The sequence below is a fragment of the Aurantiacibacter hainanensis genome, assembly GCF_036321025.1.
Classification (GTDB): Bacteria; Pseudomonadota; Alphaproteobacteria; order Sphingomonadales; family Sphingomonadaceae; genus Alteraurantiacibacter; species Alteraurantiacibacter hainanensis.
The window spans coordinates 1,841,697-1,854,200 of record NZ_JAZAPB010000002.1 but is presented as its reverse complement, the minus strand read 5'-3'; the positions used below and the strand labels follow the sequence as shown (position 1 = coordinate 1,854,200).

The following is a 12,504-nucleotide window of genomic DNA, read 5'->3' as shown; positions in this document are numbered from 1 at the left end:
GGCCACGTCGCGGGCATTGGCGGCAAATGGGCGGCCAAGGCTGTCCTTGCCCCGGTGGGTCTTGCCAGTGGCCTTCAGGGCGTCCCTAGCGGCCTTGCGTCCATCTGCCGTGCGCTCAGCAATCCGGCGGCGCTCCATCTGTGCCACCTGTGCCAGGACGGCCAAGATAATCTCACCGACGCCCGGGGCAATCGGCCCTAGGCCGTGAACGTGCACCGTCACACCATCCGCGATCAGGTCCCGCACGGTAGCTTGTATGTCGATGGCGTCACGCCCCAGACGGTCCACCGCATAGACATAGACGGTGTCACCCTTGCGGACCTTGTCCAGCATGGCGGCGAACCCCGGACGGTTGGCAGCCATCACCCCGCCGCTCACACCCTCGTCGGAGAACTCCTGATCGAAGGGGCCGCCCATTGCCTTGCGCTGGGCCTCGATGGATTGGTCGGTGGTGGAGACACGGTAGTATGCGATGCGGTGCGACATAGGGATTGGCTCACAAGTTAGGGGTGCATGTGAGGTGGCTCATATACCTAGCTCATTGACCTTGTCAAGATATGTTGTGAGCCTAGCTATCTAGGTACACCTTGTGAGCCTGCCTCCTGCAAGATGGTCTAAACGTTGCCGTGCTATGGAAACATACCGCTCCGGCAGCGCACCGCTATCGCATGAGCTTGGGTCAGGCGGCTCAGGGGGTATGGGGGAGACGGTACCTCATCATGTCGCAGGTGCAGCTTCGCGAAGGGGCATCGATTTCATGCCGTTGAGTGCGGGCCACACGGTGTGGACAAACCAACCTTCCAACTTCCACCTTTTGTTCTCATCGTCTATCGTGACGCTGCTTCTTAGCTGATGCTCCTAGCCTGGCCCACCTTCGGTGCAGGTGAACGACGCGGAGGCGAGCGCGTTGCCGATGGCATCGCGTGGCACGTAGAGGCTTCGGCAACTCTGGTTGTCGGACCTGTCCGAGCTGGACGCCCGCACGCCCCGGCTAAGAGCTGCGAGGTCGGTATCCCGCATATTGCGGCCTGCCAGACGACCTCCGAACATAGTTCTCGGCCGGAGCGGAGCGCCGCGCAAGAGGTTGACACCGCCAAAAAGCTGTTATGCTGAAAGGGGGACAAATCATGTGTGGACGCGGAGACCGAACGACTGTGGCCAACTTGCTTCGAAAGGGCCGCCTGATCGTTGTGCTGTTCGCTATGCTCCTAGCCTGGCCCACCTTCGGTGCAGGTGAACGACGCGGAGGCGAGCGCGTTGCCGATGGCATCGCGTGGCACGTAGAGGCTTCGGCAACTCTGGTTGTCGGACCTGTCCGTTAGCCGGGGTGATTTAGGTGGCAGGACCCCAAGCTAGCACACCAGTCGATTTCGCCAGATTGGTCCGTCACGAGCGTACCTTGCTCGGTGCGTGGCAGGCTATCGAAGCAAACGCCTGGACCTCCCAGCAGGCGAAGAGCCGGGAGCAGGCAAAAAAGTTCGGAGCGGACCTCCACCGCAATCTTCGCAAGATGAAAAGGCGATTGCGTAAGGGATACACCTTCAGCCCTGTCTACGGTGCGACGCCGCCGAAAGGCCACGGTAAAGAAGGTAAGAGACCCATCGCTATTGCGACATTGGAAGATCGCGTGGTGCAGCGGGCAATCTTGGATGTTCTTCAGCAGGCGACCGGCCTACCCAAGATCTGTGCTGTCTTATCGACCCCCACCTCGGTGGGAGGGCTACCCAAGAGGGGCGTCGACAACGCGCTAAAGATTTTTCAGCACTGCGTCGAAGGCGGGTACACGCACGTGGCTGGGTCCGACATCAAGGACTTCTTCAATCGGATACCGAAAAGGCAGGTCGTCGACTTCGTCGCCTCCGAGGTGAACGACCCGAAGTTTGTGAGCCTTCTGGAAGGGGCGTTGCAGGTCGAGTTGAGCAATGCTGCCAACCTGGGGCCAGAGGACTATAAGCTATTCCCCACAGGTGACGACGGTGTGGCTCAAGGATGCCCACTGTCCGCACTGGCTGGCAATATCGTCTTGCATGAGTTCGACAATGAGATGAACGATCCCGATAGGGGGCTAGTCTGCATCCGATACATCGATGATTTCATTCTGGTTGGGCGCAGCCACCGAAGCGTTCGGAAAGGTATGGAGGCTGCAACTCGGATTTTGCGCGACTTAGGAATGGATGCGTATGATGCAGTGGCGTCTCCCAAGAAGGCGTTCCTCGGAACTATCGGCCAGCCCTTCAACTTCCTGGGCCACGAGCTGCGTCCGGGACGATACCCTCCAAGTTCTGCCGCAATCGAGAAGTTCAAGCAGAACATCGACGCACTAATCCGGGGCGGACAGCGAACGATCCGCAAAGCGGCTGACGGGAGGCCGCTCAAGCCTTGGGACAGAGGCTTCGCCGCGACTATCACTTCATTGGACAACGCTATTTGCGGTTGGCGCGGCACCTACCGCAGTAGCCACTGTCCAGACGTGTTTGCCGAGCTTGATGAATGGGTGAGGCGGAGAGTGCAGGACTTCGAGCGATACCTTCGGTCTCAACCTTCCACAATCACAGCCGAGCAAAGGCTACTGGCTCTAGGTATCTCACCTATGGAAGGAACAACGTCCGTGGCAGCGGCCTCTCCATAGAAGTCTGTACTAGCGTAAATCGGGGGGCGACGCGCCGCCATTTACGGCCCCTCCACCAAGCGATTTTCGGGGTCGACACTATAGTGTCTGTGAAGGGCACGCGTAGCACGTTCCAAGTCAGTGCTGGGGCTGGTTTCGCAACATTATTGCTGACCGCTTTTTTGCCCTTGCGCCCCAAAAATGGGCGACCTAGGGCGCGCTCCACGACGAGGCGAAGACCGGCGCTCCAAGGTTCACCGTGAACCGGAATGAACCCAAGAGAGCCGGTTGGAGCGGTTAAACGGCAGTTCTGCCCGGCGAAAACCGGTCAGATACGGATGGAGCGGTGGTGGACCACATGCTTGTGGTACCGGAGGTCGCGGGTTCAAATCCCGTCGGTCGCCCCACTCTTCAGACATTCCTGCCGCTGTTGAAACCGATAAGGGCGATGGCAAATGCCGGCATTCTGGAGCGAACCCGACTGGGACGAACACGAGCGGGTCGAGGTGGTGCACGACCGTGCATCGGGCCTTACCGCCATCATCGCGCTCCATTCCACGCATCTCGGCCCCGCCGCGGGCGGCACCCGGTTCTGGCACTATGCCGATCCGGCGAACGCCATGCGCGATGCGCTGCGACTGTCGCGCGGCATGAGCTACAAGAATGCGATGGCCGGCCTGCCGATGGGCGGCGGGAAGGCCGTGGTCCTGCTCGACAAGGACGGCAGGAAGACCGAAGCCATGCTGCATGCCTTCGGTGATGCCGTCGGCGCGATGAATGGCCGCTACGTCACCGCCGAAGACGTCGGCGCGAGCGAAGCCGACATGGTCGCCATCGGTACGCGCACCGAGCACGTTTGCGGCCTGCCCGCCGAAGAAGGCGATGCGGGCGGCGATCCCGGCCCGTTCACCGCCATGGGCATCTATCACGGCATCAAGGCCGCGGTGGCGCACAAGCTGGGCAAGAATTCGATGCAGGGCATTCGCGTTGCCATCCAGGGCTGCGGCTCCGTCGGCGGCGGCGTGGCCCGGCTGCTGGCGAAGGACGGCGCGCGACTGGTCCTTTCGGATATCGACGAGAAGCGCGCGTCTGCCATGGCCGAGGAGCTGGGGGCAAAGGCCGTTTCGTCCGACCAGGTAATGACCGTGGATTGCGACGTTTTCAGCCCCAATGCGCTGGGCGCGATCCTGGATGACGAGGGTATTGCCCGGCTCGACTGCGCCATCGTGGCGGGCGGGGCGAACAACCAGCTCGCGCGCCCGGAACACGGCGAGCAGCTGCACAAGCGCGGTATCCTTTATGCGCCCGACTACGTGATCAACGCCGGCGGCATCATCAACGTCAGCTACGAATACCTTTGCCGGCGGGAGAACATCTCCTGCGACATCAACGAGGTGCGCAAGCGCATCGCGCAGATTCCGACCCGGCTGAGTGAAATCTGGAGCCAGAGCGACGCCACCGGCAAGCCTTCGAACGAAGTCGCGGACGCCATGGCGCAGAAGCTGATCGGCCGCGCGGACTGACGGCGGTCGATAAAGTCCGGTTTTGCTTGTTCGCGCTGGTCGTGCCTGTAAAAGGCTAGGTCAGAAATAGACTTTGTCCGAACCATGCACGGCTTTGCCAATCCCGCACGCTTCCTGAAAATCGCCAAGTGGCTGACCATGCCGCTGCTGGTGAGCGGCCTGCTGCTGTCCACCGGCGCGGTGCTGTGGGGCCTGACACAGGTTCCGCCCGACCGCCTGATGGGAGAGACGGTGCGCATCCTTTTCGTGCATGTGCCGGCCGCGTGGCTGGGCATGGGCGGGTGGACGGCCATCGCCATCGCCAGCCTGGTGGAACTGGTCTGGCGCCATCCCCTGGCCGCCATTGCCGCGCGCGCCTCCGCCGTACCGGGAGCCACGTTCACTGCCATCTGCCTTGCCACCGGGTCGATCTGGGGCCGTCCGACATGGGGCACCTGGTGGGTCTGGGACGGACGGCTTACCTCGATGCTGGTGCTGCTGTTTCTCTATTTCGGCTACATCGCGCTTTCCAGCTCGCTCGCGCGGGAAGGGCAATCCAGCCGGATCGCGGCGATCTTCGGCCTCGTGGGTGCGATCAACATCCCGATCATCAACCGTTCAGTCGTATGGTGGAATAGCCTGCACCAGCCGCCCAGCATCACGATGGGCCAGAGCGCCATCGACCCTGTGTTCCTTTGGCCCCTGCTGATTGCCACGCTCGGCTTCTCGCTGTTGTTCGGCGGTGTCGTGCTGGCACGGATGCGGGCCATCCTGGCGGATATCCAGGCGGAAGCCCGACTTCGCAGGAAAGCGCTGCAGGCGGAAGAGCTGGCGGCGTGAGAGAGACCCTGGACCAATGGCTGTTCGTTTACGCCGCACTTGGCGTTACGCTGGTCGCAACGCTGGCGCTGGTGCTGACGAGCTGGCTGGCCATGCGTAATGCCGAGAAGCGGCGTGAGGAGACGCGCAGGAAATGAATGCCGAGAACTCGCGAGGGCTGAAGCCCAAGCACCAGCGACTGGTGCTGCTCGTCATTGCGCTTCTCGCGCTGGTCGGCGCAGGGCTGCTTGCAGCCTGGGCATTGCGCAGCCAGGCGAGCTATTTCTACGTACCCGCCGATATTGCGGCAGCCCCGCCAGTGCCCGGCCAGCCGATCAGGCTTGGCGGCATGGTCGAAAGCGGCTCCATCGACACCGCGGAGGACGGCGTGACCGTCGAATTCGTGGTGCAGGACGGCGTGGCCCGCGTGCCGGTCAGCTACACCGGCATCGTGCCTTCGCTGTTCGTCGAGGGATCGGGCGTCGTGGCGGAAGGCAGAATGCGCGAAGACGGCGTGTTCATTGCAGACAACCTGCTGGCCAAGCATGACGAGAACTACATGCCTCGCGAGCTGGAGGGCATGAGCACCGCCGAGCTGCGCGAGGAGCTTCAAGAGACCGTCGAATGATTGCCGAAATCGGCCTTGCCGCCCTGTGGCTCGCCGCCGCCCTTGCCGTGTTGCAGCTGCTGGGCGGTTTCTTCGGCGCGCGCAACGAAGGTAGCGAGCTGGCCGCGCTGGTGCGTCCGGCCGCGGTCATGCAGGGCCTGCTGTGCGCAGTCTCCTTCGGGGCGCTGGTCTATCTTTTCGCTGTCACCGACCTTTCGGTGAAGCTGGTCGCAGCCAATTCGCACTCGATGAAGCCACTGGCCTTCAAGCTTTCCGGCGCGTGGGCCAACCACGAGGGATCGATGCTGCTTTGGATCACCGTCATGGCGTTTGCCGGCGGCCTGATCGCTTTCATCGAACGGCGGCTGCCCGAGCGCACGATGATGGCGACCCTGGGCGCGCAGGCCTTCGTGGCCATCGGTTTCTATGCCTTCATCCTGTTGTCTTCGAACCCGTTCGAGCGTCTTTCGCCCGTGCCTGCGGAGGGCAACGGCCTCAACCCGCTGCTGCAGGACATGGGCGTCTCCTTCCACCCGCCCACGCTCTACATCGGCTATGTCGGGCTGTCGGTTGCCTTCAGCTTTGCCCTCGGGGCCTTGCTGACGCGCCAGGTGACGCCGGAATTCGCCCGCGTGATGCGGCCTTGGGTGCTGGCCTCGTGGATTTTTCTCACCATCGGCATCACCGCCGGATCCTACTGGGCCTATTACGAGCTTGGCTGGGGCGGCTGGTGGTTCTGGGATCCGGTGGAGAACGCCTCGTTGATGCCCTGGCTCGCGGCCACGGCCCTGTTGCATTCCGCCAGCGTTCTGGCCGCGCGCGATGCGCTGCGCACCTGGACGATCATGCTGGGCGTGGTGGCCTTTTCCATGAGCATGGTGGGCACGTTCCTCGTGCGCTCGGGCATCCTCACGTCCGTGCACGCCTTTGCCGTCGATCCCGAGCGGGGCAGCTTCATCCTGATGCTGCTGGCGCTGTACATCGGCGGCGCGCTGGTGATCTTCGCCCTTCGCGCCAACACGATCGCGGAGGGCGAGCGTTTCGCACTGCTGAGCCGGGAAGGCGCGCTGGTGGTCAACAACGTCGCCCTGTCCGCAATCCTCGGCATCGTCCTGCTCGGCACGTTGTATCCGCTGCTGACCGAAGCCTTCGACGTGCGCGTTTCCGTCGGTCCGCCCTATTTCGATCCGGTCAGCGCGATCTTCTTCCTGCCCATGCTGGCGGTGCTGGCCGTCGGCCCGCTGCTGCGCTGGCGCAAGGACAGCTTCGACAGGATCAGGCTTCCCGTCATCATCATCGCCTCGGCGACAGTGGCTACCCTGGTTGCCGTCGCCGTGCTCTCGGACATCGGCATCCTGCCGCTGCTGGGCATGGCCATGGCAATCGGCGTCGCCATCGCCAGTTTCATGCCGCTTCTCGGACGAAGCATCCGGCGCGTGCCACTGGCGGTCTGGGGGATGTGCGTTGCGCACTTCGGCGTCGCGGTGGCGCTGTTCGGCGTGGCGGCGGATACTGCCTACCAGCAGGAACGGCTGGTTGCGGTCGGTGCAGGGGATACCGTGGATGTCGGGCCGTGGGAGGCCACGCTTGCATCCATCAGCCCGGTCGCCGGCCCGAACTGGACGGCGATGCAGGGCGATCTGTTCGTTTCCTACGAGGGCGGTGAACCCACCGAGACGTTCCCGCAGGCGCGCAGCTTCTGGGCGCCGCCGGGCGAAACCAGCGAGGTTGCTCTCGTCACGCGGTGGAACGGCCAGCTTTACGTGGCCCTGGGCAACCGGGCCGAGGACGGACGCTGGCAGCTGCGTCTCTGGTGGAAGCCGTTCGTGACCTTCATCTGGTACGGCGGTCTGCTGATCGCCCTGGGCGGAACGCTGGCGCTTGTCGGCCGCGTCGTCGGGGACGTTCGGCGTCGCAGCGCCGTCCGGCGCGGCGAGGAGCGGCGCGCCGAAGAAGCGGAGCTGGCAACTGCATGAAACGCCTTCGTTACAGCCTCTGGATCATCGTTGGCCTGGCAGCCGGCCTGTTCGGCCTGTTCGCCTACCAGCTGTCGCAACCCAAGGACGACTTCGTACAGTCTGCCATGGTGGGCGAACCCATGCCCGAGTTCGACCTGCCCGCCATCGTCGAAAGCCGTCCCGGCCTTTCCAGCGCCGATCTGGCCGATGGGCAGCCGCGCCTGCTGAACGTCTTTGCCAGCTGGTGCATACCCTGCGCTGCCGAGGCACCGCAGCTGGAAGCCCTCGAGCGTGCGGGGGCCAACATCGTCGCCGTAGCCATTCGCGACCGGCCCGAGGATGTCGAGCGGTTCCTGGAGATCTACGGCAATCCCTTCACCCGCATCGGGCGCGACGACATTTCCGAAGTGCAGCTTGCCATCGGCTCGTCCGGCGTGCCGGAAACCTTCGTGATCGATGGCGAGGGCAACATAACCTACCAGCATATCGGCGACATTCGCGATGACGATGTCGCCACGCTGCTGGAAGAACTGCGCAAGGCGGGCGGATGATGCGCTGGCTGATCCCGCTGTTGGCCGCCCTGATGCTGATCCAGCCCGCTGCGGCGCAGGATCGCATGCCGCCGGCGCCCTACGCCTATACCCAGCTGGACGATCCGGCGCTGGAGGCGCAGGCGCGCGAGCTGATGCACACCCTTCGCTGCCTCAAGTGCCAGAGCCAGTCCATTGCCGACAGCGATGCACCGATGGCAGGCGACATGCGCCACCAGGTGCGCAGCCGCATCGCCGCCGGGGAAAGCCCGGACGAGGTGCGCAGCTGGCTGATTTCGCGCTACGGCGACTACGTGAGCTACGAACCGCAGGTCAGCTCGGCCACATGGCCGCTGTTCGCGATTCCCTTCGTGCTGCTGTTGCTGGCAGGAACGATCCTTTGGCGCCGCGTGGGCAAGGCGCGGGGCGAAGACGTCGCATGACCTGGCTCGCCGTGATCGCGCTGGCGCTCGCCGCCTTTGCCATAGCCGCCTTCGGCTTCGGCCTGGCGCGCGGCCTGTGGACCAGCCTGGCGGCTGCGCTGGGTTTCGGGCTTGCGGGATATGCCCTGCAGGCCAATCCCCAAATGCCCTCCGCCCCCAAGTCGGCCGCCGATACGGCAGCGCAGCAGGAGTTCGACATCGTTCAGGCTCGGCGCGAATTCGTGTCGCAGGCAGACCAGTCGGGCGCGGATTTCATGATCGTGTCCGATGCCATGGCCCGGCGCGGACGCTATGCCGAGGCTGCGCAGATGCTGGCAGGGGTCACGCGCGAAAACCCGCAGGACTTCGAAGCCTGGCTGGCCCAGGCCATTGCGCTGGCCGAACATGCCGACGGCGCCCTTACGCAGGCCTCGCTCTATGCGTTTCAGCGCGCTGCCGAACTGAAGCCCGGCAACCTTGCACCCGGCTATTTCCTCGGTGCGTCGCTGGTGCGGCAGGGGGCCTTGCTGGAAGCCCGGCAGGTGTGGAGCGAGACGCTGCAGAACGCCCCCGAAGACGCCGAGGGCAGGGCTGAGATGGAAATGCGGCTGGCGCGACTCGAGAGCCTGCTCAACGCCATGCAGGCAGGTCAGCAACCGATGCCAGGCGCGCCGCAAGGTCCCGTGCCGGCACAAGACGGTGAATAATGCTGCGCTGCATCATGTTGCGGGCGGGCAGCACTGCTGCTAACGCGCGCGCTCCGTCGTTCGCAACAGGCTCTACATACTTATGAGCGCAACCGGACAAGATCGCGATTCAGCGAAGCTGAAACTCGCCGCAGGTGCCATTGGCATCGTTTTCGGCGATATCGGCACGTCCCCACTCTACGCCTTCCGCGAGACGTTTCGCGGGGCGCATACGCTTCCGATCGACGATCTGCACATTCTCGGCGTCGTCAGCCTGATCTTCTGGTCGATGACGCTCGTGGTGGCGATCCAGTACGTCACCATCCTGATGCGGGCCGACAACAACGGCCAGGGCGGCAGCCTGGCGCTGGTCGCGCTGCTGTCGCGCAACATGAAGAAGACGCGATACGGCTGGCTCGTCGTGCTGCTGGGCGTGGCGGCGACAGCGCTATTCTACGGCGATTCCATGATCACGCCGGCGATCTCGGTACTGTCCTCGGTGGAAGGGCTCACCGTGGTCGACGAACGGCTGGACCGCTACGTGATTCCCATCGCGCTGGTGCTGCTGATCGGGCTTTTCGTGCTGCAGAAGCGCGGCACGGAGAAGGTGGGCGCTCTGTTCGCCCCGGTGATGATTCTCTATTTCACCACCATTGCCATTCTGGGCGTGGTCCAGATCGTCGACACGCCGCAGATTCTCTGGGCCCTCAACCCCTGGTATGCGGTGCAGTTCTTCATCGTCGACAAGTGGTTCGCCTTCCTCGCGCTGGGTTCCGTGGTGCTGGCGGTGACCGGTGCCGAGGCGCTGTATTCCGACATGGGGCACTTCGGGCGCGGGCCGATGAAGCTTTCGTGGTTCGGCTTCGTGATGCCGTGCCTGCTGCTCAACTACTTCGGCCAGGGCGCGATGATCATCGGACTTGGCGACGCGGCTGCGGAAGAGGCGATCCTCAACCCGTTCTTCTTCCTGGCACCGGAAGACTATCGCCTGCCGCTGGTGATCCTGGCCACCTGCGCCACCTTCATCGCCAGCCAGGCGGTGATTTCGGGCGCCTTCTCGATCACGCACCAGGCGATCCAGCTCGGCTTCGTGCCGCGCCTGTCGATCCGCCACACCAGTGACGAGCATTCGGGCCAGATCTACATCCCGGTCATCAACTGGGCGCTGATGTGCGCGGTGATCCTGCTGGTGCTCACGTTCCAGAACTCTTCCAACCTCGCCGCTGCCTATGGCATCGCCGTGACGGGTGCTGTGACGATCGACACGCTGCTGATGGCCGTGCTGTTCGTGGGCGTGTGGAAATGGAAGTGGTGGGTGGCAGCGCCCGTGGTGCTGGTGTTCCTCATCGTGGACGGCGCCTACTTCGCTGCGAACCTCACGAAGGTGCCCGAAGGCGGCTGGTTCCCGCTGCTGGTGGGCGCAATCGCCTTCACCCTGCTGACCACCTGGGCCAAGGGCCGCCAGCTGATGCGCCAGCGCATGACGGAGGCGGGGCTGCCGCTGGACATCTTCGCCAAGTCCGCGCGGGGCAGCACGGCGCGCGTGCCGGGCACGGCGATCTTCATGAATTCCGGCAGCAAGGGCACGCCTTCGGCGCTGCTTCACAACATCAAGCACAACAAGGTGCTGCACGAGCGGGTGATCGTGCTGACCGTGCAGATTGCCGACGTCCCCTACGTGGACGAGAGCGAGCGATGCAGCATCGAGGAACTGGGCGACGGCTTCTTCCGCGTGATCCTCTACTATGGGTTCATGCAGGAAACCGACGTTCCGGAGGCGCTGCAGCGGCGCGAGATGTGCGGCGGACCCTTCGACATGATGAAGACCAGCTTCTTCCTCAGCCGCCAGACACTGCTGAGCGCGGAAAACCCCGGAATGATGGTCTGGCGCGAGAAGCTGTTCGCCTGGATGATGCGCAACGCGACCACGCCTATGGAATTCTTCCGCCTGCCGACCAATCGCGTGGTGGAACTGGGCAGCCAGGTCGAGATTTGACGGTTTTCCTCAGGTGACCTAGCCTTCCCCGTCCGGCGCGAAGCACCGCCTGCCCGGACGCCGGGGGCATTGATGAAATCCACGCAGCCGACACGATCGCTTGGCCTGTTCATGAGCACGTCGCTCGTCATCGGAACGATGGTGGGCAGCGGCATCTACTTTCTTCCATCGTCGCTCGCGCCGCTGGGCTGGAACATGGCCATAGGCTGGCTGATAAGCGGTGCCGGTGCACTGTGCCTGGCCACCACCTTCCGTTTCCTGCTGGATGGCACGGGGGAGGGTATTCAGCACAATATCGAACGGGTGGTGGGAGAGGTCCCGGGCTTCCTGGCGGTATGGGCCTACTGGGCCTCGGGCTTCACCTCGATTGCCGCCCTGCTAACCGCGGGCGGTTCCATCATCGCAGGTTTCGTGGATGACGACCCTCCGACCTACCTCGGCGTGATCGCCGCTTTCGTGCTGCTCGGCATCATCACTACCGTAAACCTCGTCGGCACGCGGTCAGCCGGGCGTCTGCAGGTCGTTTCGGTCGTGATCAAGCTCATCCCGCTTGTGCTGATCATCGGGGCGCTGGCGTGGTTCCTGATCGGTGCGGAGCCGACGCAGCCGATGGCGCCTGCGCCCATCGAGATCGACAGCATCTCGGGCGCGGTGGCCCTGACGCTGTTTGCATTTCTCGGCTTCGAAGCCGCCAGCATCCCGGTGAACAAGATCGCCAATCCGAAGCGCGACATTCCGATTGCTCTGATGGGTGGCACCTCGCTGGTCGTCGTGCTCTATTTGCTCGTGAGTATCGGCCTCGTCGCGATCATGCCGTGGCAGGACATCGCAGCCTCGGCCTCTCCCGTGTCCGACGCGCTGGGCCTGATCATGGGATCCGTTGCCGGCGCAATCGTCGCCGTGTGCATCCTCGTCAGCGTGACAGGGTGCGCCAACGGACTGCTGCTGATCGGAGCCGATTGCACCTATTCGATGGCGCTGCGGAAAGAAGTGCCACAGCTGTTTGCCCGCACCAATGCGCACGGTGTTCCCCACTGGGGCGTAATGATGCAGGCGGTGGTTGTTTCGGGTCTCATCCTGGCCAATTCGTCTCGCGGACTCTCGGGAATGTTCACTTTCCTGGCCCTCATGACCACGGGGGGCGTGCTGGTGTTCTACCTGATGGGGGTGATTTCGGCGATCAAGGAGAACCGCAAGGTCGCGCGGTGGCCCGTGCTGGCGCTGGGCGTCGCCTTCACCGCCTTCACCATCTATGGTTCCGGCCTCGAGACCAGCCTGTGGGTTCTCGTCCTGCTGGCGATAGGTCTCGCAACGCGCTGGCTGTCTCGACGCGCCGTGCCCGAACCGGGGGCGCCGCGGACGGCTTAGCGCCCGCT

General features: G+C 63.8%; 12 protein-coding genes. 11 read left to right on the top strand and 1 reads right to left on the bottom strand.

All coding sequences use genetic code 11. From position 1 onward, the window contains the following. Window positions 1-486, bottom strand: a 486-nt coding sequence (locus tag AAA989_RS16390; RefSeq protein WP_338245469.1) for a recombinase family protein, incomplete at its 3' end; no start/stop codon positions are given. 892 nt (window positions 487-1,378) lie between these two features. On the opposite strand from AAA989_RS16390, the gene AAA989_RS16385 reads away from it, so the two are divergent. From AAA989_RS16385 to AAA989_RS16335, 11 genes are all read left to right on the top strand, one after another. Continuing rightward, entirely contained in the window at window positions 1,379-2,629 is a 1,251-nt protein-coding gene (locus tag AAA989_RS16385; protein WP_338245468.1) for a reverse transcriptase domain-containing protein, read from the top strand. A gap of 434 nt (window positions 2,630-3,063) precedes the next feature. Further along, window positions 3,064-4,131 carry a Leu/Phe/Val dehydrogenase gene (locus AAA989_RS16380; protein WP_338245466.1) on the top strand — a complete coding sequence of 356 codons (1,068 nt, stop codon included), beginning with the start codon at window positions 3,064-3,066 and terminating at the stop codon, window positions 4,129-4,131. Between the two features lie 84 nt (window positions 4,132-4,215). Further along, window positions 4,216-4,950 (top strand): heme ABC transporter permease CcmC, encoded by a 735-nt coding sequence (gene ccmC, locus AAA989_RS16375; RefSeq protein ID WP_338245464.1) that lies wholly within the window; start codon window positions 4,216-4,218, stop codon window positions 4,948-4,950. Continuing rightward, window positions 4,947-5,087: a hypothetical protein gene (locus tag AAA989_RS16370; protein ID WP_338245462.1), complete on the top strand. Its 141-nt coding sequence runs from the start codon at window positions 4,947-4,949 to the stop codon at window positions 5,085-5,087. The genes ccmC and AAA989_RS16370 overlap by 4 nt, the downstream gene beginning before the upstream one ends. Continuing rightward, window positions 5,084-5,557 carry a cytochrome c maturation protein CcmE gene (gene ccmE / locus AAA989_RS16365; RefSeq protein ID WP_338245460.1) on the top strand — a complete coding sequence of 158 codons (474 nt, stop codon included), beginning with the start codon at window positions 5,084-5,086 and terminating at the stop codon, window positions 5,555-5,557. Before AAA989_RS16370 ends, ccmE begins: the two co-directional genes overlap by 4 nt. Further along, window positions 5,554-7,512, top strand: a complete 1,959-nt coding sequence (locus AAA989_RS16360) for a heme lyase CcmF/NrfE family subunit (RefSeq protein WP_338245458.1) — start codon at window positions 5,554-5,556, stop codon at window positions 7,510-7,512. The genes ccmE and AAA989_RS16360 overlap by 4 nt, the downstream gene beginning before the upstream one ends. Next, complete coding sequence (locus tag AAA989_RS16355) at window positions 7,509-8,045, top strand: redoxin family protein (RefSeq protein ID WP_338245456.1); 537 nt, start codon at window positions 7,509-7,511, stop codon at window positions 8,043-8,045. The genes AAA989_RS16360 and AAA989_RS16355 overlap by 4 nt, the downstream gene beginning before the upstream one ends. Continuing rightward, a complete protein-coding gene (locus AAA989_RS16350; RefSeq protein ID WP_338245454.1) occupies window positions 8,042-8,467 on the top strand; it encodes a cytochrome c-type biogenesis protein in 426 nt (141 codons plus the stop codon). Before AAA989_RS16355 ends, AAA989_RS16350 begins: the two co-directional genes overlap by 4 nt. Further along, entirely contained in the window at window positions 8,464-9,153 is a 690-nt protein-coding gene (locus tag AAA989_RS16345; protein ID WP_338245451.1) for a tetratricopeptide repeat protein, read from the top strand. The genes AAA989_RS16350 and AAA989_RS16345 overlap by 4 nt, the downstream gene beginning before the upstream one ends. An 82-nt stretch (window positions 9,154-9,235) precedes the next feature. Then, window positions 9,236-11,128 carry a potassium transporter Kup gene (locus tag AAA989_RS16340; RefSeq protein ID WP_338245449.1) on the top strand — a complete coding sequence of 631 codons (1,893 nt, stop codon included), beginning with the start codon at window positions 9,236-9,238 and terminating at the stop codon, window positions 11,126-11,128. 72 nt (window positions 11,129-11,200) lie between these two features. Beyond that, window positions 11,201-12,496, top strand: coding sequence for an APC family permease (locus AAA989_RS16335; RefSeq protein ID WP_338245447.1), 1,296 nt, complete (start codon window positions 11,201-11,203; stop codon window positions 12,494-12,496). The last annotated feature ends 8 nt before the right edge of the window (window positions 12,497-12,504 follow it).